We start from the raw sequence: 26,094 nt of genomic DNA on the forward strand, positions 1-26,094 counted from the left end.
ACTTCTATTTCAACAACGAGACCCGGTACAGGTCTCTCCGGCGATCCACGAGGTTTTTCACGGTACCGTATTGGTTTACCTCTTTCAAGAGATTGAGATCCACGTCCACTACCAGCACCATCTCTGTATTCGGTGTGGCCTCCGCTTTGATGGCGTTTGTGGGGAATGCAAAATCCGAGGGGGTGAACACAGCCGATTGCGCGTACTGGATATCCATGTTATTGACACGGGGTAAATTGCCCACAGCCCCTGCGATGGCCACATAACATTCATTTTCTATTGCACGTGCCTGCGCACAATTTCTCACCCGCACATAGCCATTCTGGGTGTCCGTCAAAAACGGAACAAACAAAATCTGCATCCCCTGGTCGGCTAGGATCCTACCCAACTCGGGAAACTCCACGTCGTAGCAAATCAATATACCGATCTTTCCGCAATCCGTGTCAAAAACGCCGACCTCGTTGCCGCCCTGCATTCCATAATACTTCGTTTCATTAGGCGTAATGTGCACCTTGTGGTACTCCTCTGTTTTACCATTGCGCTGGCAAAGGAACGACACGTTATAGAGCCGGCCATCGTCTTCAACCAAAGGCATGGTACCGGCAATGATGTTGACATTATACGATACGGCAAATTCCTGGATACGCTGTTTTATCTCCTCGGTCATGGCCGCTAATTCGCGCATAGCCTCCGTTGTTGGCAGGTGATTAAATGGTTCCATCAACGGCGTATTGAAAAACTCGGGGAAAAGGGCAAAATCAGCACCATACCCACTCACCGCATCCACAAAAAATTCCACTTGGTCATAGAATGCCTGCACATCTTTAAACGTACGCATCTGCCATTGCACCAGCCCTAGCCGGATGGTCTGCTTAGAAGGCGACGACGCTTTGGTCTTGGGCTCGTAGTAGATGTTGTTCCACTCCAACAATGTGGCATACTCCCTCGACTCCGTGTCGCCCGGCAGGTAATTTTTCAGTATTTTCTTCACATGGAAGTCGTTCGCCAGCTGGAATGTCAACACGGGGTCGTACACTTCTTTCTGCTTCACTTTCTCAATATACTCCTTGGGTGTCAGTTCGTCGGCATACTCGTGGTATTTGGGCAAACGGCCACCCAATAAAATCCCTTTCAGGTTCCAGTGCTCACAGAGTTGCTTACGGGCATCATACAGCCGCCTACCCAAACGTAAATCCCGGTATTCGGGATGCACAAAAGCTTCGATACCATACAATACGTTTCCTTCGGGATCATGGGTTGAGAACGTTCCGCCCGCGATGATTTCGCGGTATGTATCGGTGATATCTGTTTTTTTCGTATCGATAATGATAGTTAGCGCACAGGCTACTACCCGACCATCCACTTCCACGCAAAGCTGGCCCTCTGGAAATAAGCCGATCAAATCCTTGATGTTCGTTCGCGTCCATAGGCTCCCGATACCTCCGTAAGCCTGATTCATCGAATCAACCAGGTCATTATAATCTTTTAGCGACAAGTTCCTGACTTGGATATTCATAACACCTATGAATTAACAATTCCCACTATAGGAATCCAGTGTTAAACGTAATGAATCATTTTGAGTGTTGCAAGTACTTTACGGCAAGCTACCGGCTATCCGGTCAGTCGAGTTCATCGTATTCTCCCCGTAACGCATACCACCCAAATATACATAGCCCACCCGTAATGATGGGCATGAGGATAAACGTGTATATGATGGCCGGCACCAAATCTTCCGACCGACCACTGGAAAACTCGGGGATTGCCTGGCTTACAATCAGGTAATAACCCGACACCAGGCCGAGGGCAATCCACACAACACCTAAAATCCGTTTTACTTTGTTCATCTTTAGTGTACGTTTTGATTCTTATTTCTCAAATAAAGCAACCCGATGACGAAACTCACACCCCCGATGATAATCGGGTACCAAAGTCCGGCCAGATGCGGCTTTTCATATAACAACGTATTGCCGGAGGCAAGTGCGTTTTCATTGGCAAATTGGGCCGTTGTAACCAAGTACGTGGCCACCGCGGGGAGCAGCCCCCCGAAAATACCATTGCCGATGTGGTAAGGCAGCGACATCGACGTGTATCGGATACGGACGGGGAACATTTCCACCAGAAATGCCGCTATGGGCCCATACACCATCGTAACGTAAAGCACCAAAATAAACACCATGAATACCAGCGACGCGAACGTCCCCGGCCCGACGTGGATATGTGCCGCGGACGTGGGTGTTAGGTATTCCGCTTGGCCGGCCACTTTCACTTCCTCCTGCACCAGCCTATGCACAGACCCGTCGGTGAAAAAGCGCTCTACGGTGGTGATCCGCAATGAGTCTCCCGTTTCTCCGTGACTATCCACATGTTGCCGGATGGCGTGTTTTTCCACCAACTCCTGTTTATTTGCCGTATCGGTCAATTGATAGATACGGTCAAATATCGGGCGGTAAGTAAGGATAGCTAACAACATACCGGCCAACATTACCGGCTTTCGACCTACCTTATCAGACAACCACCCGAAAAACACAAAAAAGCCTGTTCCTGCCAGTAGCGCGGCGCCGATTATGTAGTTGGTTTGGTCGAAATCGACCTTACATACGCTCTGCAGGAAAGAAAGGGCATAAAATTGTCCGGTATACCAAATAACCCCCTGCCCCATCGTGGCACCAAACAGCGCAAGTAATACAAACTTGAAATTATATTTCTTTCCAAACGACTCGCGCAATGGATTCGCGGTCGTTTTCCCTTCACTTTTGGCTTTCTTAAACAACGGCGATTCATCCATGTTCCGGCGGATAAAGTACGATATCACCACCATAACCGATGAAACCAGGAACGGCAAGCGCCAACCCCAGTCGTCGAACGCTTCGGCAGACATACTGCCCTTGGTAAGCATGATTACAGCCAGCGAGATAAACAATCCGAATGTGGCCGTGGTCTGTATCCAAGATGTACGGTAACCCCGCTTATCCGGTTCGGAATGTTCCGCTACGTAGGTAGCGGCGCCGCCATACTCACCACCGAGGGCAAGTCCCTGCAATAACCGCAACAGCAACACGATAATCGGTGCAGCGAACCCGATAGTCTCATAACCAGGAACAAGCCCGATGGCACAGGTGGCCAAGCCCATGACCAATAGCGTAACCAGAAACGTGTACTTACGACCGATGATGTCGCCAAGGCGCCCGAAAAACAGCGCCCCAAAGGGCCTGACGACAAAACCTGCTGCAAAGGTAGCAAGGGTAGATAGGAATGCTGCTGTAGGATTATCAGGAGGAAAGAATTTGGTGGAGATAACGATGGCTAAACTGCCGAAAATGTAAAAATCATACCATTCGATAAGTGTGCCCAATGACGACGCGCCAATAACTTTCCACAGGTTCTTTTTGTGGGCAGCTACGCCGGCGGTAGAAGAAGATTCTTGCATATATAATTTTGATAACTGGTCAAAAAATATCCCATTCGTTCATAAATGGGACACCATGCGACTAAAGTAATTACAATTATCCAATCCTGACGGCAAAAATTTAAAAAATTTATAATTTCGACGCACTTTGATTGTCAATATACAAGATAGCATTGCGGTGCGACCGTAGCACGGTAGACGGGTACACTGGCGTAATATCCTCCTGCAGGGTATGGCGGACCGCATCGGCCTTGTTAAGACCGGGCACCATACAGAAAACATAATCTGCTGCCATCAATGCAGGGATCGTCAGCGTTAGCGCATGCGTCGGAACGTCCGTAATCGCGTCAAAACACTTGTCGTTTACCTGCTGCTGGCGGCAAGCCATATCCAAATCGACCACTTTCACCCAGGCCGGGTCGCTAAAATCTGCCACATGCGGATCGTTAAAGGCAATATGGCAATTCTCACCGATTCCCATGCAAACAACATCAATCGGGTATATCTGCATCAACTCCGTGTAGCGCTTGCATTCATCGGCAGCATCCGTGGCATTGCCGTCCAAATAGTTGGCCGACCGCAATGGGACCCTGTCAAACAACCGTACCTTAAGGAAGTTGCCGAATCGCTGCGTGGCATCGGCAGGCAGGCCCACATATTCATCCATGTGGAATGCGTTCACACGCCTCCAGTCGATATCGTCGCGGCTTGCAAGTGCTTCCAGAAATTCATTCTGAGAGGGTGCTGCCGCAAAAACCATGTTGACAGCCGGTTGTTCAGCTAATAATCGGAGCATGGTATCAGCAACTTCTACGGCTGCTGCCTTACCCATGGTGGTACGATCATCAAATTGCTTGACAAGCAATGAATCTACTTCTCTATGCCTCATTTTCTTCTCACCTTACAGTTTCTCCATGATGGGTACCGGAAGCAACTTCGCTGGCGCTATGGATGATCTCCCCCTTTATCATGGTCATTTTAACGTTTATATTTTCATCAAACCGCACAATATCCGCCTGCTTTCCGGTTACCAAGGTTCCGATGGAACGATCCACGCCTAGGATACGTGCCGGTGTGGCGGTCATCATCCGTACTGCGTCAACGAGCGGTATGCCGGCTTCTTTCACTATTGTTCGCACCAAGCGGTCAGTGGTTGCGGTGCTACCCGCAAACGCTGACCGGTCGGGTAGCTTGGCCACTCCCTCTTCCACCAATACGTCCATCCCATCGGTCAGGCTACCTAATATGCTCGGTCCCTCGGGCATGGCCGCAGCACGCATCGCATCGGTAATCAAAGCAATTCGGTCTGCACCTTTTATCTTGTAGACCAACCTGAGTAACTCCGAAGGCAAATGCCTACCGTCGGCAATGATTTCTACATCCATCTCATCGATGAGAAAAGCACTTTCTACCACGCCCCCATAGCGAAAGGCATTTCGCCTTGTTACGCCCAACATTGCCGAATATAAATGTGTAACCAACGAATAGCCGTGTTCGAAAGCTTGGATGGCATCGCTGTACAACGCATCCGTGTGGGCAATCGACGGCAATATACCCCGCCCGCGCAACACATCACCGAAAGGTATGGCCCCGTTACGTTCGGGAGCAACGCTCCAGCGTGCAATCGACGATGAACTATTCAGTATTTCAAGGTACTCGGCAGGATCAGGATCGCGGATATAACGCGGGTCTTGTGCACCCCGCTGGTCCATCGCGAAATAAGGGCCCTCGATATGCACACCCAAAAACCTTGCTCCCTTCGTATTCTTCACCGCCGCCCGCTCATACGTATCAAGTAATCGGATAATCTCAGCCTTGGTGCTGGTCAGTGTAGTAGGCAGCATCGCAGTGGTACCAAACCGCACGTGTGTTTCGGCAACTTTTAAGAATGCGTTGATATCGTTGTCCATGACATCCGAACCGCCGCCACCGTGCACATGGATATCGATAAACCCCGGCGATATATAGTCGCCTTCAACATCCATAACCTCGGCTCCGGAGATTGCGATTTCCCCTTCGCTTACGGTCTCGATCTTACCATCGGAAATCAACAGCTGGCCGTTTCGAATCATCCGATAAGGCGTGATGATATTACCGTTTATAATCTTTAAATATTTTTTTGACATGTTACCACTTTCTAAGTTTGTGCCCCCACATGGCATAATAAATCAAATAGAGGTAGCAGGGGAACAGCACCCAATACGCTTCCCGCAGCCCCACCGTATCCGCAAAATACCCATACACCATAGGCAGTATGGCATTGCCACACAACCCCATGATCAGCAGGGATGCGCCTACTTTCGTGAAGCGGCCTAGCCCATCGATAGCAAGCGGCCAAATACCTGCCCAGGTAAGGGAATTGGGGATTCCTAAAAGGACAATAAACCAAATGGAGATATCCGTTCGATGCCCAAACAAACTTACCTCGCCGCGCGTAAAAACAATCAACAGCGAAAGTACCGCTCCCATCACGGTAACCACACGCAGCATATTCTTCTGGCTTATCCAACGCGGTATAACGGATATGCCCAGCACGTAGCCTACAATGGCCATCCCTAAGGTATAGGAAGGGAAAACCTTAGCCTCAATCAGCGACACCCCCATCGATCCTGCATAATTGATGATTGTGTCTATGGAAATAACCTGGGCACCCACATGGATAAAGATGGCCACTGCGCCCAATAGTAAATGCGGGAACTGGAAAATCGATGTTTTGCCATGATTCGCCAACGATACCTCTTCCGATTCTTCCTCTGTGTCGATTTCGGGCAACGGAGAATAACGTACGCCGACCCCGATAAGCAACAAGGCGATTCCAACAACCGTATACGGTGTGATAACCCGGGCAATGAGCTCGTCGAGAGCAGCCGAACGGGCCACTTCAGTCATCGACTCCAGGCTATCAAAAAGGGCCTGGTCTGTGGGCCGAAGCACTGCCGCCGCGAAAAGCAAAGGTGCTACAATACCTGCAAATTTATTACAGATACCCATGATGCTGATGCGCTGGGCTGCCCGTTCTTTCGGCCCTAGAATGGTAATGTATGGATTGGCAGCAGTTTGCAGGATAGCCAGTCCCACACCGATGGTAAACAATCCGATGAGGAATATCTCGTATGTGCGCGTCATTGCCGCCGGCACAAAGATAAAGGCCCCTAAGCTCAGTGCAAAAAAGCCCACCATCATCCCCTTTTTAAAACCAACGGCTTTCAATAAATAAGACGACGGCACGGACATGACGAAATAGGCAATGTAAAAGGCGAATGCAACGAGATAGGATTGGAAATGGGTGAGTTCACACGCGATTTTAAAATACGGAATAAGGATGGCGTTGATCCACGACAGGAAGCCGAAGATGAAAAACATTCCGGCAATAATGACAATGGATATGGTGGTATCGCGCCGTGAGAGCGACGCGACAGCTACTTTGGTACTTGATGTTGCCATTGGAATCCGCTTAAATTGTTGGTTCCCATCCGCGCTCGTATTCACGGCGCCATAACCTCATTGCTTTTCTATTGTGTAGAATATGACCATTGGATGGATCGGTCTCAAGCATCCCACCGTTGCGTTGTGCGATATTTCCAAGTTGCACCAATAAGGTGCTGATATGCCCGCTTTTGATATCCGATGCTAGCTGGCCACCATTTTTGATGACATCGAAGAAGTTTTGGATGTGGATGGCATCCAAGGCCTGTGAGGGGCTGGTCAGATTCCGCGCGTCGATGGCCAGGTCGTTTTTCACTTCTTTCACCAGTTTCCCTTTAAGATCATACACTTTATATGCGTTGCCCCCATCAATTTGCAGCGCGCCATTCTCCCCATAAAAAATGACTCCCACGCTAGAGCCTTCTATCGGTATACCATTGCAGCTCCTACCCTCCCAGGTAATCATGCTCTTATCGGCAAACTCCAGGTTGATGACTTGGGTATCGGGAGTTTCCCAATCATCCTGGTAGCGGTAGCGGCCACCTGTAGACGTCACTTTGGTAGGGTAATCTACCTGCAAGCCCCAGCGGGCAAGGTCGACCATGTGGGTGCCGTTATTCAGCGCTTCGCCCGTACCCCAGTGCCAGAACCAATGCCAGTTGTAATGGATGACATTGTCTTTGAACGCTCGGCGCGGAGCGGGGCCTTGCCATAAATCGTAGTTCAGCCAGCTGGGTACGGGTCCCGCCTTACCGACACCGATGGAAGCCCTGTTATTGGTATACCAGGTTTTGGCAAAATAAGTCCTGCCGATGATACCGTTATGCAGTTCATGGATGGCCTGTGCAACATTAGGCCACGACCGCCGCTGGTTCCCCATCTGGATGACGTTGCCATACTTCTGCTGGGCAGCCACCAGCAGCTCACCTTCGTGGGGGTTATGGCTCGCAGGCTTTTCGAGGTACACATGTTTGCCGGCTTGCGATGCCAAAATAGCTGCCGGTGCATGCCAATGGTCCGGAGTGGCCACTACGAGCGCATCGAAGTCCTTTTTTTCCAGCAGTTTCCTGATGTCTTCTTCTATTTTCGGGCGGTTACCTTGTTTGTCTTCCACCTGCTTGGCACATTTATCGGCTGCGCGGGAATCCACATCGCATATATAAGCTATTTCACAGTTGGGCTGTAACGAAAAGTTATTGGCAAGTGCCAGGCCACGTGCATTGACACCCATCACTGCCACCCGTATACGTTCGTTTGCACCCATGATATTTGCGTAGCCCCTTGCACTGAAGGCCGGCAAGACACTGCCAAACGAGAGCGCCGTCGCACCGACAACCGCCTTTTTAATAAAGGTTCTTCTTGAATCAATTGGTTTTTCCATCATATTTTATCCTGTTTATTATTGCCTAACGTACCGAACCAACAATCGGCTTACCCTTCAAAAACGGGCCTATAAATGTTTCGTGTACGTACACGAAGATATAAAATAAAATTAATTTCCGTGTATTTTATTTGTTTTATTTGAGCGTCCGTGTCCCGTGCCTACCCAGATTACGGCAACCGCCTTATGCGGAGGTTCCTGAATGAAGCCCGATCTCCATGGTCTTGTAGAAGAATATGGCCGGACTTGGCCTCGCCATACCCTTCCTGATAGTCATTGAATTTCGTTTGCCCAACGCGTTCCCTGAATATATCCGACGTCCTGTTATAGCGCAATATGCAGCGCCCATTGAGCCAATGTTCCACCTGGTCGCCTTGAGCGATAATTTTAGCTTGGTTCCACATTCCCGGCCGATGCAACACTTTGTCTTCGGGTGCAAATAAAAGGTATAATGAACCCGTGCTTGTTTCCGGACTTTTGCCATCAATAACCGATTCGTGTTTGAAATCGTCAATCAGCTGGTATTCCGGGCCATTCAAAACCGATTTACCCTTTGCCGTTTTCAATGGTGCCACAAAATACTTCAACCCGGTATTGGCGGAATCGCTGAGCATAAAATCAAACACCAACTCAAAGTCCGAAAATTGCTCGCGCGTGATGATATCCCCGCCTTTCCTGCCGGGTAGGACGGTGAGTATTCCATCTGCGGCCTGCCATCCTTCGTCGGGAAAACGGTCGCCGCGGATACTTCGCCACCTTATATTCGGGTCGTTGCCCCCCAACAACTGCTCCCATCCCTCTGGGTCTGCCGCAGTGGGCGACGGTGCTTCGGCAAGCTGCTGTAATGTGAGCATACCGTCGGCAAAACGCCGACCGAGTTCCGATGCGGAGGGGCTATCGAAATGGGTGCCGTCGCCCAGGTGCCATAGTCCTTCCGACGACACCACCGCTGTACACGGCACCGCATCGGGTAGGTTTGTTAGTTCTTCATTGATCAGCTGATAGCTTTTACGATATCTCGCCAATTGACCTACTACGAAAGGCAGGGTCGGATTACCCACCAGTGTGCGAACGCGACCGACAAGCATTTCTAACTTTTCAAGGTATACGCTTGCCGATGCCGGATTACTATCACCCTCACCCTGATGCCATATAACCCCTTTGATTATGCCAGCCGCCATCGCTTTGGTTATCCTCGTCACGGCATCATCATACGGATGCGTATTGGTGCTTTCGTCATAAGCCCCCGGGGCCCATTTAGCGATTGACGTTCCCCCCACCGCGCAGGGCACCAGTCCGATGACCGCGTCGGGATAGGCGTCGGCCATGGCCGTTCCGAAAGCCAAACCCGGGCCAACACCGACTACTTTAGGCTTATCGAAATGAAGTGGGTGCTTGGCGGGTACCCATTCGCCGGTCTGGCCCAGCGTCATAACCCGCGGATGGCCTTGCTTCGCATAATAGTCGGTCACTTCTCCGCGGCCCGCCATGTTTGACTGCCCCATCAGAAGATAGATATGCATCGCTTCGATTGGCTTCTGCTGTGAGCGTACGTTAGTAACGGCACCCCCGAAAAATAGGCAAAAACAACTCGCGAAAAACAGCTTATTCATATTTGTAATAGTCTTTTTCTGATACCCTTATGTGTGAGATTCTTGACTTTCGATATCCGATGCTTCCAGTTCATGGTGTGCTTTTAGCATGGCGATAAACGCAGGGCGGAGCCGGATACCCTGTTCGGTGCAGTACCGTAATATATCGTTGCCAAGTCTCGAATTTATATGATTATACATCACCATTTTATTAATATGGACCACGCCCGCAAGATACAGTAAATCCGGCCGGTTTTGCGCATTGATTTGCGGTGCCAAGAATAAGCAATTGGAAAACGTGGTACCTAATGCACGCCTCCGCCCCGGCTCCCGAACCCAATAATTCCTATGTTCAATGGAGGTGGCTGATGAGACAACACCCTCTTTGACGGTAAGCTCGCCAAAGTCATCCCTGCCAACCCGTAAATTCCTCTTTTTAAAAAAAATCGCCTTTCCATTGCAGCTGCCGATACTAACTAACGTGTTTTAACACCACCGCTTTCCCTCCCTGCCGTTTGCTTTCGTCGGCAGCGGCCATAAAGGCGAAAATCTCCAACGTCTCTGCGGGATCGACAGGCGGCACACCGGTTTCGAAAAATTCGACAATCTTATAAAGTAGTGACGTGTAACCCTGGTGCTTTGCTATCGGCACATGTCCTTTTTCACCGTGAACAATTCCACCATAGTCGCGGTGTCCCGTGCGTGTGCCCCGGAATGTGCCGATACGTCCATCGTTCCATGTCCCCACAACAATGTCCGTACCCTCATTATGCGTACGTGATACGCTCACACAACCCGTACCCATAACGGCATAAAGCATCTCTACCCCATGGATACCGTACCAAAACAGATCCGGATGTGTCGGCTCAATAACCGCGGGACTGTAAGTGTCAGCACCCGTGACTTTACCAATCAGTTCGCCCGACCGGATTGCCGCTATGTTTTCTGTATATCGCAGTGATGAGGATGAAAATACCGGCACAGTATGCTGTTCGGCAGCCTTAAAGATTGCTAGCGCATCTTCTAGGGAAGCCGCAATCGGCTTATCGATAAATAGTCGTTTGCCTGTCCTAATCACGGGCAAAGCCTGTTCCAAATGCAACCTTCCATCATTGGTTTCCAGCAGCACCACATCCACCTGTGCCAATAATGCATCGATTGAATCTACGATGGCTACGCCATACTTTTTGACATCCGCTATATACCCCGGTATGCGCTTTGCACTACTCTCAATCGTCCGGCTCCCATACGGATAGGCGGCAATGACCTTATAGCCCTTTAGCTTCACATCAGGCATATCCGCGTTTAATGCCTTCGTAAACGCCACACTATGCGACGTATCCAGCCCAATAATGCCGACACGTTTACCTGTTGCATGGCGCATGGGGGTGCTACGGCCAAATACATCCAATCCGCTCATTGTCAAACCGACGCCTGACAAGGCTGCCGTCTTAATAAATGCTCTTCTATTTGATTTCATCATCATCGTGTGATCGTTTTTTTAACCTATTGTTGTTTATTTGCGTTATCTGACAGATAAGCCACGTTAACACTCACTAATCACAAGCGTGTACGTACACGATACGAATAGTGGCGTTATCTTGTTATATAATATCTGCATGAACACGAGATTTATCCTTGTTTATAATCGTTATTGCGGTAACGTACCCGCTAAGTACGTCATTATATTTAGCAGTTCCAAATTATTTATGAAAAAATTACGGTGGCGGTTTAAGCAGTTATGAATGGATCAGTTTTTATAAAAGGCAACGTTCTCACTCGTTATGATGTCAATGGGCATATATTGTTCTTTGGTAACCTCCTTCCCTGCAATGACATGTTGAAACAAAGTCGTTATTCCAGCATAGCCCTGTTCCTCCGGTTTCTGGCCGATCAAAAAATCGATGGTACCTTTTTTAAGGAAATCAACATTCTCCGCTATCAGGTCATACCCCACGAGAATGGATTGTATATCCGATTGCCTATCCAAATATTTGGCCACATTCCGTACCCTCGAATTAGTGACAAAGAATGCCGCTATATCGGGATGCTGCTTTAAACAGCCCGTCAACGCATCAGCGATTGCTTTGTCTGTTGTATTCGTGATATCTATTTTCTCTATTTGGATATGGTTGTCTTTTCTATTTGTTTCCTCAATATATGCACGAAACCCTTCCTCTTTCCGCAGCAAATGGTGGTATGCATCGATTTCTTTGGAGATATTTACGATAAGTACCTTCCCTTGCTTCAACCCAAACCTTACTAGCTGGCCTCCGAGGCGCCCGCTTTTGAATAGATGCGGGCCGATGTAGGCAAGTCCCTTTGTGCCGGGCATATCCGAATTGATGAACACAAAGGGCAGTTTTCTCAACTCGCACGCCGTTACGAATTCACGTGCTTCATCCACAAAAGAGGGGGCTAAGACAACCCCATGGAACGCTCCATCTAAAACTGCTGTGGCCTGTGTTTTGAAAGATTGCTTGTCATTAAGGTCGAAGAGGAACAGCTCCAGTTGGATACCATATTGTTTGATTTCGTGATACGCACGCTCCGCGCCTTTGCGGTGTGCCTCCCAATAATCGGTTTCCCGCGCATTGGGAATAAGTACCGCAAATCGATTGATTTTCTTAGAAGCCAACCTACTTGCCAATATATTCGGCTGAAAACCTATCTCTTCGATGATCTGGTTAATCTTATCCCGGGTAGCATCTGACACTCCCTTTCGATTATGGATCACCCGATCCACTGTTGCTATCGACACATTTGCTCTCCTGGCAATTTCCTTTACGCCCGAAAGCTCTTGTGTCGTATTTTTCTTTTTCATATCGCTGCCACTGATGGAGGGCCAAAGTTAACCGATTTGTCCCGGTTTAGAAATCGTAATCAAATTCCATACTTCTTTAATATCTTCACTACGGCGGGGCGTATCTTCTCCAGCATACGGTCGAAGCCGAGGTCGTCGGGGTGGGTGCCGTCTGTAGTGGCTTCATGTTTTGCACAAGTGTATAATTCGTTGCATTCGTTTGTTGCCGGTCGCGCTACACCGGCATATTGCCATTTACCGCCGCGTTTAATATAAAGGTCCAGCCCTTCAAAAGCGATGGCCGTCATATTATTCCCCGGTCCCCGCGAACTTGTGCACCATTTTGCTGCAATTTCAGTACTATTGGTACGGAAGCTGATGGCCAATCCGGCAGAATGGGTCAGCAATCGCTTTACCGTGGGCGGCATCGCCGGAAAAGCCGCCGTATCCAAACGGTGGAAGAAAGGCCCTCCCGCCAATGATTTACCGATAAGCGTAAGTTGCCGGGCATCCGTATAATGCAGTGTATCGGCTTCTCGGGCAAAGGCACACTCCACTACGCCAATGAAAACCCTGCATACCAGCAGGTAGTTAATTGCTCTTATCATACTATTATTTCAGCTTCTAATCGTCGCTAAAAGTAAGAAAACTTTAAGTACATGACAAGGCTCGGTAACGGGCCATGCGACCGTCATGCAACTGCAACGCTGGCACCGGGCTTTGCCTCCCGGCGGTTCTTCCACCGACTCCTTTAGTTTTCATGCGCGGAGGGGTTCGGGTCATGCCGCACCGCGTCCGGGATATACCCAACTGGTTTCATGTCGCACCGAAATGGGTTCAGGTTACACCGGCATGGTTTCATCTCGCATCCACATGGGCTGATGTCGCACCCACATGGGTTCAGGTTACACCGGCATGGTTTCATCTCGCACCCACATGGGCTCATGTCGCATCCGCATGGGTTCATGTCGCATCCGCACGGGTTCAGGTTAAGCGGACATGGACCCAGGTTAAGCCGGACACAGTTCGGCCAGACATGCACTTAAACCGGCTACGTTCCATAAGGGTTCGGATGGGCTTCACCTGACCTCCTTTTGGTTCATCCCTGATCCGGCCGGGCGCACAAACAAACCGGCGGCATTCCGCCCCATATCGGATCTGTTCCGCGTTGACCCATGGCTGTTCCAACTTAATCCAAAATAACCTAATCGTAATCCAGCCCGGTGTAACCTAGTCCCGAGATGACCTCTCACCGACCCAAGACGACGTCACCGCAATCCCCCCGACGTACAGCCGAATCCGGCTACGCTCCGCATGAACCGCTTTCAGTTCCACATGGATCGTTGTCCATTCGAGCCGAACCTGGTCCGGCACCAACCGGGTTCGGGTAGCAGAGGGATGGAACCGGGTTGCACTGCAATGGGTCTGAGCCGGTGTTTCCCGAACTCGTTATGGTGTTTCCCGAACCTAATGATCGGGTATGTGAGACCTTTTACTATAGTGTGGGTGATAAAGAAAAGCAATACCGGCAAATCGACAATACCCCATACTTTATTGACCTCAGAATGTAAAAAATTGCCAGCTTCACTGTTACCATCCTTAAAACTGGAGTTTGGCAGCTTCAACGAGCTGAAATCGGTGTATGGTCAGGCCAGTATAGTTGGTAACAGTAGGGTGATATTCAACATCAAGGGAAACGAGTTCCGAGCGGATTCTCCTTTGACCGGGACGAAGCCAATGACTACGATGGCTAAACCTTTTGCAGTGGACACCAACGTGCTAATATACCAGCGGGCCACCCCGGTACAAATCGCCCGAATTATTTTAATCAATCGGATTTAGGGCCAAATACCACGATTATCCGTTTCGAGACCGATGTTCGATTAACATCGGCGAATCTGCTGACCAAGATGGGACCCGACCACGGGCCGGCTTAAACTGGATTCTTTGCGGGGGTGATTTGTGTCAATTTGAACATTTTTGCATCATTTTTGTTAAATTACTTGCAATTGTGTCATTTAAGTGTGTATGTTTGCGACATCTCATGTATAACATTTTGCCATTGTTCATTGAGAATATCTTATGACCGAAGACAACATTTCACCTACAAGAGGTACTGCTCAATTTAACGATTATCTTGTTAAGTACAAGGATCAAGCGAGGAAGGAAAAAGTAAATAATTTCTATCATGTTGATGTCGTCGCTGATGCCTATAATCAAGGGTTCAGTGACGGGGAACAGAAAGGTAGAAAAGAATTCATTGACGAACTCGTGAAAAGTACGACCGAACGATTTACCCAACAGGCTAATCAGGTGTATATACTAACTAATGTTGCTGTATCTCATCTTCAAAAACATGGATACAAGGTCAATGCTTTTTTTATAAACATTGCTCATCTAAATCCTAAGGCACTCATTGCTGTTGATGGTGATTTGTTATTGGATGATGCATTTGTTGAGTTGTCTTATTCAAAGCTGTTTGAGTTAAAAAAGATTTTCACCAAACTATTTGATTGCACTTTAGATATTGGGTTAATTTCGTACGATAACCTTGACAGGGATGCACTCAAAGAGGATCGGTTCGATTATTCTGAATTTATCGGTGCTATTAATGAGTAGGAAGCGAGAACATGGTGAAAGGAATTTCGAGCTTTCTGAACTTCTTCATGAGGGAAAGAAATATTACGACTGGGTGGTTACTACTTGTTTTTATGCTGCTATTCATTTTGTAGAAGACGTTTTATTACCATGTGAGATTAATGGTAGTAGCTGCAAGACAATCTCCGATGTCAAATCAGCGTACAAAATGCAAGGTCGACATTCTGCGAGGGAAAGACTTGTATGTGAAAAAATGGATTTGCAGACTGCAGTCAAATATAAGTGGCTTGATGATAAATCTAGGTATTCAAGATATACCACCTATAAGGTTACCCCAACTGAAGCCGATAAGGCCAGGGAATACACTAGACAGATCCAAAACAGATGCTACGACGTAAACCAAACTTAAAATAAGTGGACGGAATTATTATAAAACAAAACCCCATCAACCTAATGACGGGGTTTTGTTCGTTTTTAAGGATTTTGCGGTTCCACTATAAGTAATATTAAAATTCCAGTTATCCCAAGTCGGTAAACACCCGCTCAATTCGCCCCACAATTCGCTCCAACAGCACAAAACAAAATAGCAACCAACTGAAAAACAATTGATTGCTTTGTGAAGCAGTCGGGATGACAGGATTGGCTACGTCGCGCTATCCCCGCACTAAAGGCCGCAGCCATCCTTGAGGTGGGGAGGTCTCAACTAAAAAACGCCTGCTCTACGTGCCTGTGACTTTTACTGTTTTTCCACTCGCTCAAACGAGCTTGGCTCGCTTTAAAAACAGTAAAAGCCCTCCACCTACTTGCGGAGAGCTTTTTAGTTGGTCGGGATGACAGTTCTTGAACCTTTTATTTTCATAGTCGCTAACATTAACCTAAAATAGGCCAATACACCTTTTAAACGCATATTTTGTTAACACGTGTAAACCAATGTTAATAAAAACATCACATTTACAGCCCCACAAATAGCCCCACAAAATTTATAATGTGTATATTTGCTATACGTTTTAAAATTCGACTTATGGCATTGAAAACAACTTTCGAGTTGCGCCGGGATACGGCCAACAAAAAGGGAGAACACCCGGTTACCCTGATTGTATGGGTTGCAGGGAACCGCCGTAAGCTATCCACCGGGATTACTCTGCTGCCGGAGCAATGGGATAGCGAAAACCAACAAGCCGTTTACATCAACCGCAAAGAGGCTAAAAGGCTATTGCCCAACATGAACCCGGACACATTGCCGTACAATGACGACATAAACCGCATCAATAAGGAATTGCGTTCAATTGCCGATGAAGTATCGGACATTGCCACGAAGTTTGAGATTGACCGTATCGCTTATACCGTTGAGGATGTTATCAGCGAATTTAAAACACGACGGAAACCCCAAGCCCAAAAGGTTGACCCTAAACACTACCTTGTCGACTTCATCGATCAATATGTTAATGACGTAAGAGCCACGCGCAACGAGGGTACGGTCAAAGTCTACATAACGACACGTAACCATATTGATGACTATGAAAAGCACAAGCGGCAAAGGATAACGATGGAAAGCGCGGGATACGGTTTTTTGCAGGCGTTCTACAATTATCTGATTGAGGAAAAAGGACAGATCAACGTTACCGCAGCAAAACAGATAACAACCGTCAAAACGTTTCTTTCCTTCGCCCGGAAACATGGCCACACGATAAACCAGACTTACCACGACTTCACCGTCAAGCGTGAAACGCTGGAAGTCATTGCACTGACCGAAAATGAGTTTCTGACACTGTACAATCTTGATTTAACCGGGGATGGTAAGGTATTGATACAGTCCGAACCGAAAGCCCTTTACATTTCACTAAACGCATTGGCTAAGGTTAGGGACGTGTTTTGTTTTTCATGCGTCACCGGGTTGCGGTATTCAGACCTTGCGCAATTGCGCCGTGAACACATCAAGAACGGCTACATACGGTTGACCGTCACTAAGACCAAAGAACCCATTGAAATACCGTTGACGGCTTACGCAGCCGAAATACTGGCTAAGTACCCAAACCGGATAAAGATATTGCCTGTAATCAGTAGCCAAAAATTCAATGCCTATCTGAAAGCCTTATGCAGGTATGCCGGGATAAATGAGGAAATTGAGATAGTACGCTACAAGGGTGCAAAACGCTATGCGGTAGTTTATCCCAAGTATGAATTGATAAGCGCCCACACCGGGCGCAAGACGTTCGCAACCCTATCACTCGAAAAGGGGTTGAACGCAGAGGAGGTAATGAGCATCACCGGGCATAAAAGCTATGCGAGCTTCAAAAGGTACGTGAAGGTCACACAAGAACGCAAAAAAGCGGTAATGGTTAAGGCGTGGGGTGCGCCGGAAACGATGAAAAAAGTAGACTAAAATAAACCTTATGATGAAAGACAACAACGAACTGGACAGGTTAAAGAATGAACTATTTGCACGGCTGGAGGAACTCGATGACATGAAAACAAGGTTGATTCAAAGGAATGATCAGCTTATCAATGCTAATAAAAAGATTGAGAATTTAAGAAAAGTGATAATGAACCTTACGGAGGGCAAACGAGGGTGTGTGGGTACTGACTTTCTAAACCTTAGAATGAAACATAATTTGAATTGATTGAGATGGGAAAGAAACTACTTACAGACGATTACAATGAGATTGTAAAGGGCGCGTTTAAGATTGATGAAAGCGATTTTCACAACTATTACCTGAATATCGTAAACGAGCATTACGAAAGCAATAACGATATTGCGGAAAAACTGATTGAATTTGTCGAAAAATGGGCAGACGGTTTTAGGGGTTACGTGATAGACCACGACAATGCGATTCTATCCTATGATAGGTTCAAAGCATGGAACGCGGGAGGTTTATTTTTTCCATTACCCAACAACCTAAGTCAACAACTGGGGATAATTCGACAGGTAAATAAACCATTCTTTGACGGTCAAATAGAGCAAATAGAGCGCATAAAAACATTAATTGAGTTGAGGGAACTCCAAAAGAAACTTGAAAGCCTTGCACCTAAAATCGTTGTTAATGCGACAAACGAGTTATGTCCTTATAATGGGGAGCTTGACTTTGAAAAAATTAATGAGCGGAAACGGATACTGGATTTGGTGACAATGAAATTTGACGAAGGTAAACGAAAGCCTAAAAACAATGACAAAGTGCCAAACGGTGCGCAATGGGCGGTGATATTTCACTACGCACACAAAAGCGGCGGTTTGCCTGACGCTACCAATGATGACGATAGAATAAAAGCTTTCATAGATGATCACGAAATCAGTCAAACGTTTAAGTATCTACGTAAGGAATACTACGATGCAAAGAAAAAAATTGATGACGATTGCAGTTTTTCAATAGCGAAATTGGAAGCCGTCATTCATTACTTGAAAAGCATGTATCCAAACGGCGCAACGCTTGCGGAAAATGATATGGCCCACATAAAAAGTATGCAAGAATAGTCGCCCTTTACCGAAGCCGAGAAAAAAAATAAAATTTTTCTTTCTGATATTCAATCATTTGAAACTATTTTCTTGCCAGTAACCCGTTAGTTACCGGGTTACCCTTTACTTGTTTTGACCCATTGTTAATTCAAAATGTAAAAACAATGGAACAAGTATTTTTTAATGTACCCTTAAGCAAACTGGAACCCGTGTTTAAGGGATGGGTGCGTGATTGCCTAAATGAACGTACCGTGGAGGAACAAACCACACCAGAAATAATAGACGGTGACGAACTAATCAAGAAACTTGGGATTACCCGGCAAACATTGTTACGTTGGCGAAAGCAAAACCGCATCCCTTACGTACAGGCCGGGAGCGTCATCCGCTATGATTTAAACAAGGTTATTAAAGCCTTAGAAAACAAGAAAGGGGGTGCCAGATGACAACCCCTAACAATAACTTTCAAGGACAGGGCAAAGATAGCAATCACAGCGTGCAAAAGCGAATTTTCGCAGCCTATTTGCGCCGGAAAACAGCCACCTGCACAATGGTTGCAGAGGATACCGGGATACGGCAGAAATGCCTGACCAGATACAAACGCGAGATGCAGCGCATGGGCTTGCTGGAAGTGGTTTTCACAGCTCCATGTAAGTATACCGGGCGCGTAGCTCAATACCTCACCACCAATCCGGCACTTATCCAGTCACTGAAAGGAGGTAAGCGATGAGGTCACATAAAAAATGGGCGCACCGACATACGGGCGACATGACCCAGCTTATGCGCTACCTGAAAAGGCTCCCTATGTTACCCAACATCGGCGAGCCGGGTATCAACCGCCTTGCCAAACAATGGGACACCGCACGGGATAAGGTTTATGGTTTAATCACAAAAGTTTTGAGCGATGGAAGCTATTAAGATAAACCCGGCATTTGATGACCTTATCAACCCGGAAACAATCATCAACCACATGGAGCAACTTAAAAGCATTAGCCCATCAATGCCCCATGCTGAAATATTGCATCAACTGATAGAACAGATTGAACCGCTGGATTTTGAAGTATTGGCGTTTCCACAGGCCAAACAATTAAGGGAACAGCTGGAAAGGGCAACGCACGGAAGCGATGAAGCGAAGGACATTCAAAAGCAACTGGACGGCCTGAAACTGAACCTTAAACATTATTTGGTTTTGTCCGTTGAAAACGCGCTAATGTTAGCCGAAAAAAACCGTTGGGGCTTGTGCAAAAACCACGATTTTATTTACCTCTACAATGGAACCTATTGGGCCGACATTGACAAAGAGACATTCCAGAAGTTTTTGGGTGAAGCAGCCGAAAAAATGGGCGTAACCAAGTTTTCAGCAAGGTTTTACCAATTTCGGGAACAGCTTTTCAAACAATTCCTTGCAACCGCTTATTTGCCCACACCGGAAGGCAACAAGGATAAGGTACTGATTAACCTACTCAACGGAACATTTGAAATAAGCCCGCAGGGAACGAAGCTAAGGCCGTTCGACCGCAACGACTTCATTACATACCAATTACCTTTTGAATACGACCCGACAGCCAAAGCGCCTTTGTTTGAAGCATACCTAAACCGGGTATTGCCTGACAAAGAACGTCAACGGGTATTGGCCGAGTACTTAGGTTTTGTTTTCATCAAGCACGGCAGTAACGCATTAAAAGAGGAAAAAGCCCTTATCCTGTACGGTACGGGCGCAAACGGTAAAAGCGTATTCTTTGAAGTTGTCAACGCCTTGTTGGGTACGGATAACATTAGCAGCTATTCATTACAGAGCCTGACCAATGATAACGGGTATTTCCGGGCAAAGCTGGCTAACAAGTTGGTCAATTACGCAAGTGAGATTAACGGCAATTTGGAAGCGTCCATTTTCAAACAATTGGTATCTGGTGAACCCGTTGAAGCCCGCTTACCTTATGGCCAGCCTTTCATCTTGAAGCAGTACGCCAAACTGATTTTCAATTGTAATGAATTGCCCAAAGACGTTGAACATACAAACGCCTATTTCAGGAGGTTTTTAATCATCCCGTTTGATGTTACTATTCCCGAACACGAACAGGATAAAAGCCTACATACAAAGATCATTGAAAACGAGCTATCAGGCGTATTCAATTGGGTATTGCAAGGACTTAACAGGTTGCTGGAGCAAAAGAAGTTTTCAGATTGTGAAGCAGCCCAACAAGCCGTTGAACAATACAAAATTGAAAGTAACAGCGTACAGATGTTTTTGAATGAAAACGAATACAAAGGCAGTTTAACCAATTACAAGTTAATAAAAGACCTGTACCCGGAATATAGAGCCTTTTGTATTGATGACGGAATGACACCTTTCAAAAAGACCAATTTCATAAAACAGTTACGGGCTTTGAGTTTGGTTGTAGATAGGGTTTCACAAAACCAATTGGCGGTTTTTATTGAAGCACCGGGACTAAGTTTTTAACGCAAATAAAAAAGGTTTTTTCAATGAGTAACTTTAATAACTTTAGTAACCAACCCCACCGATACAGTTTAGAAAAAGGCAGTAAAAAGCACCATTGCCCCGACTGTAACAAAAAGACGTTTGTACTGTATATTGATACAGAAACAGGCGACCACTTACCCGAACAGTACGGACGTTGCGACCGTGAAAGTAAATGTTCATACCACCTCAACCCTTATTCAGACGGTTACGCAAAAGCAATTTGGGAACAGGAACAGGGCAACCGTTCGGAATTACCGAACAAATGGAAACCCCAACAAAAAAAGAAAGCACCACGGCCCGAACCTCAACCCGTTTACTTTGACTTTGATACATTCAAACAGACATTGCAGCCCGAGCGCTATGTAATTAATACGTTCATCCAAAACCTGCTAAGCCGGGTACAATTTCCCTTTGGAGTTGATGAGGTCACAAAGGTTATCGAGCTGTACAGACTTGGTACGGTGGCCAATGGCTACAGAGCCGGAGCCGTCACCTTTCCGTTTATTGACGTTGGGGGTAACGTTAGGGCCATACAAGTAAAACAATTTGACGAACACAACCACACCACAGGTACGGACTTTTTACACTCCATCATCGAGAAACATCACACCCGTAACAACAAGCCGTTGCCCGATTGGCTGGAAGCATACACAAGGCAGGATAAACGAATTTCCTGTTTATTTGGCGAACACCTTTTAAGCAAGTACCACAGCAACCCCGTTGCATTAGTTGAAGCCCCAAAAACAGCCGTTTACGGTACATTGTATTTTGGTTTGCCTGAAACACCTGAAAGCCTTATTTGGTTGGCAGTTTACAACAAAAGCAGTTTTTCATTTGACAAGCTGAAAGTATTACAAGGGCGTTTTGTTTATGTATTTCCCGACCTTTCAAAAGACGGTAACACCTTCAAAGAATGGGAAACCAAAGCCAAAGAATATGAAAGCCGTTTACCCGGTACACGCTTTATATTTTCGGACTTACTGGAGCAGTTAGCACCTGAACGGGACAAAAGCGAAGGCAACGACCTTGCAGACTATTTAATAAAACAGGATTGGCGACTATTCAGGAAACGGAATATTCAGGAACAACCACCACAGCCCGAACCTGAAAAAGTTACTAAAGTTACTAAAGTTACCCCCCAACAAAACATTATTTTTTCACACGTTGAACCATTGCCAAAAGTTGAGGTATTCAAAACTGAACGAATTGAACAGCCCCAAAACTGGAGCAATGATATTGCAGAATTTGAAAACTACTTTGCAAGTATTGAACTACCAACCCAACCCATAAAGCTGAACAGGTGCAGCACAATAACGGATTGTTCCCTATTCATTGAAAGCCACTTTGCCACCTTGAAAGCGAACAACAGTAAACGGACATTCTTACCCTACCTCAACCGCCTGCAGGAGCTGAAACGCATTTTAATTTCATCCCCTGTATCACGTTAAAACTTCTTAATTATTTAGGTTTGCATTATGGGAAGACCACACACATTGCCGGATTTGTATGACAGCGTTTTAAGGCTTAGGCTTGCGTTGTTGAAGCGTGACGGCTATTTTAAACCCAATATCCGTAGATCGGGCATTGTCACTTGGCATGACAGGTACGGTGAAAAGCGTGCGAGCATTTCCATTGAAACCAATACCCTATCTGACGATGGGCATTATATCGAACTGGATTACAGGTATGGGGGCGATACCCGTAAGTACAGGGTATACATTACCTATCAGCCGTCAAATCTTGGAAAGGGATTGATACCTTATTTCGTCTGCCCGCAGACAGGGAAGCGATGCCGGATACTTTACAGTATTGGCGGTTATTTCCTGCACCGGGAAGCGTTCAACCATGCCATGTATGAGTGCCAGACGCAAAGCAAAAGGTACAGGGATTTAGAACGGCTTTATGGCGCACATTTACGACTGGACAGTAATTATGAAAAACTTCACAAAAAACATTTTATGAAGTATTATGCCGGGAAGCCGACAAAGCGATACCAAAAAATATTGAGGGAAATACAACGCGGCGAAAGCGTGCCATACCAAGAAGTGGAGCGGGCGATGATTATGTAAGAAGCAAAACAAAACCCCATCAACCTAATGACGGGGCTTCGTACGTTTTAAAATACCTTGCGGCACTGGAACAAAGATAGCACATTTCTTTGACCTGAAAACAGTCAAAACAGCCCCACAAATAGCCCCACTACCAAAAACAAAAACAGCAAACAACTGAAAACCAATCGATTGCTGCTTAATTATGTCGGGATGACAGGATTCGAACCTGCGGCCTCTTCGTCCCGAACGAAGCGCGCTACCGGGCTGCGCTACATCCCGTTCCACTGGTAACGTGGGTGTGCAAAAGTATTACTTTCTTCTCAAAAATGAAAGCTCGAATTCATTCTAAAATGTATCGCTGACCAATTCCCCCCTAGTCAAAAACTCAAAACATTTCTTGCATATTCAGACTTTTATTTAACTTTGAAAAAAAAAGTACTTTTAAATGAAAACGAAACAGGACTACATCGGAGACATCGCGGAAATCCGTTCGATGATGGAGCGGACCTCTAAGTTTCTGTCGCTCTCCGGGTGGGCGGGGGTAATGGCTGGTATCTATGCAATCGCTGCAGTTTATCTGGCTTACACAGTCCTTGGTTTTAATCCCGGGGGCATCACTTATGGCACCGCCCCGGCAAATCCGGCGCCAGCCCTCCCTCAGCTTCTCACTTTGGCCATCGGCACGTTGCTACTCGCCGTTGGCACCGCAGTTTTCCTATCCCACCGGAAATCGAGCAAACGGGGTGAAAACCTTTGGAATAGCACATCCCGCCGCATGGTCACCACGATGATTATTCCGCTAGTTACGGGCGGCGTATCTATCCTGATTTTGCTATCGTACGGATTAGTTGGACTGGCCGCACCTCTTTCCTTGATTTTCTATGGACTCGCCCTCTATAGCGCCGGCAACTTCACCTATAGCGCGGTTAAGTGGTTAGGGGGTATTGAAATTACACTTGGGCTTATCGGCCTTGGCTTTATTAGTTACGGATTAATTTGCTGGACCATCGGCTTCGGTTTGCTGCATATCGTTTATGGCATCTATATCTATTATCGTTTCGAGAAGTGAAATTAGCAATAGACGGATTATATAAGGCATTCGAAAGCCGGGTGAGGCTTGGCATCATGTCGGCATTGGCCGTTAACGATACGCTCGACTTCAACGCGCTGAAAGAGTTTTTAGGTGTCACCGACGGGAATCTGGCGAGCCATATCAAGGCATTGGAAAAGGAGCAATTCATCGGCGTAAACAAGTCGTTCGTAGGAAAGAAACCGAATACACAATATCATATAACAGCGGAGGGCAAAACTGCATTCAACAGACACCTGAAAGCACTGGAACAACTAATCGAATCACAGAAATAATGACGTTAGAAAGGGACCATCACCCCCATAAACTTTGAAAATCAAAGTTCTTTTTATAAAAACAATCACATAATCCACATACAAATGAAAACGGAAATCTGCACCCACCTCAACAACCCCGTGCAATTGGAAATATTATACCGCACAAACCGTGCGGCATTCAAGCAATCGTTCAATGACCTGCTTCCAACCCTCAAGGGTAATATCATTGCCGAGTGTTGGGACGCGCGGTTGAATTATACGGGCCGAACCATCGATCGAAGTACCCGAATGGACCTGATATTTATCACCGTCGCAGCTATTACCCTAGGCTTCATTGGCCAATTTCCCACGGTGTTCGGCATCGATAGCGATTTCTTCTACTCCCGGAACATCGGCTTCATGGTTTTCCCACCTTTAACGATGTACTTTGCATGGAAACATCGCCTACCAGCGGCAAAAATTGCTTTCCTATTCGGTGCAATGCTTATCTGCTTGCTTTTCATCAACCTAATGCCAGATATTCCAACGAGCGACACGGTTGTATTATCATGCTTCCACCTCATACTTATACTGTGGTCTATATTGGGTATTGCGTTCGTAGGCAGCACCCGCGACAGGAGCGAACAGCGGATCCGGTTTCTCACATACAACGGCGACCTATTGGTGATGATGGCGCTTATCTCCATGGGCGGTGCTATCCTTTCGGGCATCACCGTCAACTTGTTCTCGGCAATCGGGTTTAACATTGAAGAGGCCTATTTCCGTTATGTCGGGATCACAGGCGCAGTCGCAATACCCTTGGTTGCCACCTACCTGATCCGGTCCAACCCCCAGCTAGTCGGAAAAATCTCACCGATTATCGCACGGATATTCTGCCCGCTGGTATTGGCAATGCTTATCATCTTCCTCCCTGCCATGGTTTACGGTGGGAAAGACCCTTATACCGATAGGGAGTTCCTGCTGATTTTCAACATCCTATTAATTGGCGTAATGGCCATTATCTTCTTTTCCATCGCCGGTACTTCAGACCGCGCCCGAAGGCGTACGGAAGTATGGGTGATCACATTACTTGCCATTGTGACAGTTGTTGTCAATGCTGTGGCCCTCTCCGCCATCCTTTTCCGCATCACCGAATGGGGGATTACACCCAACAGGGTAGCTGTACTCGGTGCCAATTTATTGGCTATAGTAAACCTCTTGCTGGCAATCGTCCAGCTTTTCAGTGTACTACGGGGCAGTGCACCGATAGATAAAGTCCAAAATGCCGTTGCACGGTACCTGCCCGTTTATTGCCTGTGGGCCATTGCTGTGACGTTCATATTCCCGCTGGTATTTGGGTGGTGAGCCGCGGAAAAAGCACAGTTGCACCCGGGGGTAAGGTAGGCAGTAATACAAATAAAAAGAGGCCGCCTTTTTGAGACAGCCCCTAAGATTCCTGTGCCGTGCGGAAGAGCAGATTCGAACTGCCACGCCCTTAGGGCGCCACCCCCTCAAGATGGTGCGTCTACCAATTTCGCCACTTCCGCAAGAGGATTTGCTGGTGCAAACTTAGAGATTTTT

Annotated in this window: 25 protein-coding genes, 2 tRNA genes and 1 pseudogene; 15 read left to right on the forward strand and 13 right to left on the reverse strand. The window is 47.0% G+C overall.

Annotated features, from left to right (window positions below; all coding sequences use genetic code 11):
* Positions 1-4: 4 nt before the first annotated feature.
* The 11 genes from NGM62_RS03965 to NGM62_RS04015 all read right to left on the reverse strand — a co-directional run bounded on the left by NGM62_RS03965 (position 5) and on the right by NGM62_RS04015 (position 13,216).
* Entirely contained in the window at positions 5-1,516 is a 1,512-nt protein-coding gene (locus tag NGM62_RS03965; RefSeq protein WP_262245942.1) for a carbon-nitrogen hydrolase family protein, read from the reverse strand.
* Positions 1,517-1,619: 103 nt separating this feature from the next.
* Entirely contained in the window at positions 1,620-1,844 is a 225-nt protein-coding gene (locus NGM62_RS03970) for a DUF6814 family protein (protein ID WP_262245944.1), read from the reverse strand.
* A 2-nt stretch (positions 1,845-1,846) separates the two neighbouring features.
* Positions 1,847-3,427 (reverse strand): MFS transporter, encoded by a 1,581-nt coding sequence (locus NGM62_RS03975; protein ID WP_262245945.1) that lies wholly within the window; start codon positions 3,425-3,427, stop codon positions 1,847-1,849.
* A gap of 109 nt (positions 3,428-3,536) precedes the next feature.
* Complete coding sequence (locus NGM62_RS03980; RefSeq protein ID WP_262245946.1) at positions 3,537-4,295, reverse strand: glucosamine-6-phosphate deaminase; 759 nt, start codon at positions 4,293-4,295, stop codon at positions 3,537-3,539.
* A 7-nt stretch (positions 4,296-4,302) separates the two neighbouring features.
* Positions 4,303-5,532 carry an N-acetylglucosamine-6-phosphate deacetylase gene (nagA, locus tag NGM62_RS03985; protein ID WP_262245947.1) on the reverse strand — a complete coding sequence of 410 codons (1,230 nt, stop codon included), beginning with the start codon at positions 5,530-5,532 and terminating at the stop codon, positions 4,303-4,305.
* A 1-nt stretch (position 5,533) separates the two neighbouring features.
* Positions 5,534-6,850 carry a sugar MFS transporter gene (locus NGM62_RS03990; protein WP_262245948.1) on the reverse strand — a complete coding sequence of 439 codons (1,317 nt, stop codon included), beginning with the start codon at positions 6,848-6,850 and terminating at the stop codon, positions 5,534-5,536.
* A 10-nt stretch (positions 6,851-6,860) separates the two neighbouring features.
* A complete protein-coding gene (locus NGM62_RS03995; RefSeq protein WP_262245949.1) occupies positions 6,861-8,216 on the reverse strand; it encodes a Gfo/Idh/MocA family protein in 1,356 nt (451 codons plus the stop codon).
* Positions 8,217-8,383: 167 nt separating this feature from the next.
* Complete coding sequence (locus tag NGM62_RS04000) at positions 8,384-9,826, reverse strand: sialate O-acetylesterase (protein WP_262245950.1); 1,443 nt, start codon at positions 9,824-9,826, stop codon at positions 8,384-8,386.
* Between the two features lie 451 nt (positions 9,827-10,277).
* Positions 10,278-11,291: a Gfo/Idh/MocA family protein gene (locus tag NGM62_RS04005; protein WP_315975849.1), complete on the reverse strand. Its 1,014-nt coding sequence runs from the start codon at positions 11,289-11,291 to the stop codon at positions 10,278-10,280.
* A gap of 264 nt (positions 11,292-11,555) precedes the next feature.
* Positions 11,556-12,629 (reverse strand): LacI family DNA-binding transcriptional regulator, encoded by a 1,074-nt coding sequence (locus NGM62_RS04010; RefSeq protein WP_262245951.1) that lies wholly within the window; start codon positions 12,627-12,629, stop codon positions 11,556-11,558.
* 59 nt (positions 12,630-12,688) lie between these two features.
* Positions 12,689-13,216 (reverse strand): SGNH/GDSL hydrolase family protein, encoded by a 528-nt coding sequence (locus tag NGM62_RS04015; RefSeq protein ID WP_262245953.1) that lies wholly within the window; start codon positions 13,214-13,216, stop codon positions 12,689-12,691.
* An 862-nt stretch (positions 13,217-14,078) separates the two neighbouring features.
* Here NGM62_RS04015 and NGM62_RS04020 point away from each other — a divergent pair.
* From NGM62_RS04020 to NGM62_RS04070, 12 genes and pseudogenes are all read left to right on the forward strand, one after another.
* Positions 14,079-14,450 (forward strand): type II toxin-antitoxin system HigB family toxin, encoded by a 372-nt coding sequence (locus tag NGM62_RS04020; protein WP_262245955.1) that lies wholly within the window; start codon positions 14,079-14,081, stop codon positions 14,448-14,450.
* A 240-nt stretch (positions 14,451-14,690) separates the two neighbouring features.
* On the forward strand, positions 14,691-15,227 hold the full coding sequence (locus NGM62_RS04025) for a hypothetical protein (protein WP_262245957.1): 537 nt from the start codon (positions 14,691-14,693) through the stop codon (positions 15,225-15,227).
* A 1,000-nt stretch (positions 15,228-16,227) separates the two neighbouring features.
* Positions 16,228-17,589, forward strand: coding sequence for a site-specific integrase (locus NGM62_RS04030; protein WP_262245958.1), 1,362 nt, complete (start codon positions 16,228-16,230; stop codon positions 17,587-17,589).
* Between the two features lie 10 nt (positions 17,590-17,599).
* Positions 17,600-17,827: a hypothetical protein gene (locus tag NGM62_RS04035; protein ID WP_262245960.1), complete on the forward strand. Its 228-nt coding sequence runs from the start codon at positions 17,600-17,602 to the stop codon at positions 17,825-17,827.
* A 5-nt stretch (positions 17,828-17,832) separates the two neighbouring features.
* Positions 17,833-18,675: a hypothetical protein gene (locus NGM62_RS04040; protein ID WP_262245961.1), complete on the forward strand. Its 843-nt coding sequence runs from the start codon at positions 17,833-17,835 to the stop codon at positions 18,673-18,675.
* 146 nt (positions 18,676-18,821) lie between these two features.
* Positions 18,822-19,100, forward strand: coding sequence for a helix-turn-helix domain-containing protein (locus NGM62_RS04045; protein WP_262245963.1), 279 nt, complete (start codon positions 18,822-18,824; stop codon positions 19,098-19,100).
* Positions 19,101-19,150: 50 nt separating this feature from the next.
* Complete coding sequence (locus NGM62_RS04050) at positions 19,151-19,384, forward strand: hypothetical protein (RefSeq protein WP_262245965.1); 234 nt, start codon at positions 19,151-19,153, stop codon at positions 19,382-19,384.
* A complete protein-coding gene (locus tag NGM62_RS04055) occupies positions 19,381-19,572 on the forward strand; it encodes a hypothetical protein (RefSeq protein WP_262245966.1) in 192 nt (63 codons plus the stop codon). The genes NGM62_RS04050 and NGM62_RS04055 overlap by 4 nt, the downstream gene beginning before the upstream one ends.
* On the forward strand, positions 19,559-21,115 hold the full coding sequence (locus tag NGM62_RS04060; RefSeq protein ID WP_262245967.1) for a DNA primase family protein: 1,557 nt from the start codon (positions 19,559-19,561) through the stop codon (positions 21,113-21,115). The genes NGM62_RS04055 and NGM62_RS04060 overlap by 14 nt, the downstream gene beginning before the upstream one ends.
* A 23-nt stretch (positions 21,116-21,138) precedes the next feature.
* Positions 21,139-21,324: pseudogene (locus NGM62_RS22175) on the forward strand (PG0870-related protein); the annotation flags it as partial.
* A gap of 156 nt (positions 21,325-21,480) precedes the next feature.
* Positions 21,481-22,584, forward strand: a complete 1,104-nt coding sequence (locus NGM62_RS04065; protein WP_262245968.1) for a DUF6965 family protein — start codon at positions 21,481-21,483, stop codon at positions 22,582-22,584.
* A 27-nt stretch (positions 22,585-22,611) separates the two neighbouring features.
* Positions 22,612-23,205 carry a hypothetical protein gene (locus NGM62_RS04070; RefSeq protein ID WP_262245970.1) on the forward strand — a complete coding sequence of 198 codons (594 nt, stop codon included), beginning with the start codon at positions 22,612-22,614 and terminating at the stop codon, positions 23,203-23,205.
* Between the two features lie 187 nt (positions 23,206-23,392).
* Here NGM62_RS04070 and NGM62_RS04075 read toward each other — a convergent pair.
* Positions 23,393-23,466 (reverse strand) — tRNA-Pro (locus tag NGM62_RS04075).
* Positions 23,467-23,632: 166 nt separating this feature from the next.
* On the opposite strand from NGM62_RS04075, the gene NGM62_RS04080 reads away from it, so the two are divergent.
* From NGM62_RS04080 to NGM62_RS04090, 3 genes are all read left to right on the forward strand, one after another.
* Complete coding sequence (locus tag NGM62_RS04080) at positions 23,633-24,256, forward strand: hypothetical protein (RefSeq protein ID WP_262245971.1); 624 nt, start codon at positions 23,633-23,635, stop codon at positions 24,254-24,256.
* A complete protein-coding gene (locus NGM62_RS04085; RefSeq protein WP_262245973.1) occupies positions 24,253-24,552 on the forward strand; it encodes a winged helix-turn-helix domain-containing protein in 300 nt (99 codons plus the stop codon). Before NGM62_RS04080 ends, NGM62_RS04085 begins: the two co-directional genes overlap by 4 nt.
* A gap of 84 nt (positions 24,553-24,636) precedes the next feature.
* Positions 24,637-25,878, forward strand: coding sequence for a hypothetical protein (locus tag NGM62_RS04090; protein WP_262245974.1), 1,242 nt, complete (start codon positions 24,637-24,639; stop codon positions 25,876-25,878).
* A gap of 99 nt (positions 25,879-25,977) precedes the next feature.
* Here NGM62_RS04090 and NGM62_RS04095 read toward each other — a convergent pair.
* Positions 25,978-26,060 (reverse strand) — tRNA-Leu (locus NGM62_RS04095).
* Between the last annotated feature and the right edge of the window lie 34 nt (positions 26,061-26,094).

Source organism: Parapedobacter soli, from assembly GCF_025460835.1.
Lineage (GTDB): Bacteria > Bacteroidota > Bacteroidia > Sphingobacteriales > Sphingobacteriaceae > Parapedobacter > Parapedobacter soli.

What these genes read in the sequence shown, in the direction of transcription:
- NGM62_RS03965 (WP_262245942.1), bottom strand. Translation starts at nt 1,516, where the DNA reads ATGAATATCCAAGTCAGGAACTTGTCGCTAAAAGATTATAATGACCTG.
- NGM62_RS03970 (WP_262245944.1), bottom strand. Translation starts at nt 1,844, where the DNA reads ATGAACAAAGTAAAACGGATTTTAGGTGTTGTGTGGATTGCCCTCGGC.
- NGM62_RS03975 (WP_262245945.1), bottom strand. Translation starts at nt 3,427, where the DNA reads ATGCAAGAATCTTCTTCTACCGCCGGCGTAGCTGCCCACAAAAAGAAC.
- NGM62_RS03980 (WP_262245946.1), bottom strand. Translation starts at nt 4,295, where the DNA reads ATGAGGCATAGAGAAGTAGATTCATTGCTTGTCAAGCAATTTGATGAT.
- nagA (WP_262245947.1), bottom strand. Translation starts at nt 5,532, where the DNA reads ATGTCAAAAAAATATTTAAAGATTATAAACGGTAATATCATCACGCCT.
- NGM62_RS03990 (WP_262245948.1), bottom strand. Translation starts at nt 6,850, where the DNA reads ATGGCAACATCAAGTACCAAAGTAGCTGTCGCGTCGCTCTCACGGCGC.
- NGM62_RS03995 (WP_262245949.1), bottom strand. Translation starts at nt 8,216, where the DNA reads ATGATGGAAAAACCAATTGATTCAAGAAGAACCTTTATTAAAAAGGCG.
- NGM62_RS04000 (WP_262245950.1), bottom strand. Translation starts at nt 9,826, where the DNA reads ATGAATAAGCTGTTTTTCGCGAGTTGTTTTTGCCTATTTTTCGGGGGT.
- NGM62_RS04005 (WP_315975849.1), bottom strand. Translation starts at nt 11,291, where the DNA reads ATGATGATGAAATCAAATAGAAGAGCATTTATTAAGACGGCAGCCTTG.
- NGM62_RS04010 (WP_262245951.1), bottom strand. Translation starts at nt 12,629, where the DNA reads ATGAAAAAGAAAAATACGACACAAGAGCTTTCGGGCGTAAAGGAAATT.
- NGM62_RS04015 (WP_262245953.1), bottom strand. Translation starts at nt 13,216, where the DNA reads ATGATAAGAGCAATTAACTACCTGCTGGTATGCAGGGTTTTCATTGGC.
- NGM62_RS04020 (WP_262245955.1), top strand. Translation starts at nt 14,079, where the DNA reads ATGATCGGGTATGTGAGACCTTTTACTATAGTGTGGGTGATAAAGAAA.
- NGM62_RS04025 (WP_262245957.1), top strand. Translation starts at nt 14,691, where the DNA reads ATGACCGAAGACAACATTTCACCTACAAGAGGTACTGCTCAATTTAAC.
- NGM62_RS04030 (WP_262245958.1), top strand. Translation starts at nt 16,228, where the DNA reads ATGGCATTGAAAACAACTTTCGAGTTGCGCCGGGATACGGCCAACAAA.
- NGM62_RS04035 (WP_262245960.1), top strand. Translation starts at nt 17,600, where the DNA reads ATGATGAAAGACAACAACGAACTGGACAGGTTAAAGAATGAACTATTT.
- NGM62_RS04040 (WP_262245961.1), top strand. Translation starts at nt 17,833, where the DNA reads ATGGGAAAGAAACTACTTACAGACGATTACAATGAGATTGTAAAGGGC.
- NGM62_RS04045 (WP_262245963.1), top strand. Translation starts at nt 18,822, where the DNA reads ATGGAACAAGTATTTTTTAATGTACCCTTAAGCAAACTGGAACCCGTG.
- NGM62_RS04055 (WP_262245966.1), top strand. Translation starts at nt 19,381, where the DNA reads ATGAGGTCACATAAAAAATGGGCGCACCGACATACGGGCGACATGACC.
- NGM62_RS04060 (WP_262245967.1), top strand. Translation starts at nt 19,559, where the DNA reads ATGGAAGCTATTAAGATAAACCCGGCATTTGATGACCTTATCAACCCG.
- NGM62_RS04070 (WP_262245970.1), top strand. Translation starts at nt 22,612, where the DNA reads ATGGGAAGACCACACACATTGCCGGATTTGTATGACAGCGTTTTAAGG.
- NGM62_RS04080 (WP_262245971.1), top strand. Translation starts at nt 23,633, where the DNA reads ATGAAAACGAAACAGGACTACATCGGAGACATCGCGGAAATCCGTTCG.
- NGM62_RS04090 (WP_262245974.1), top strand. Translation starts at nt 24,637, where the DNA reads ATGAAAACGGAAATCTGCACCCACCTCAACAACCCCGTGCAATTGGAA.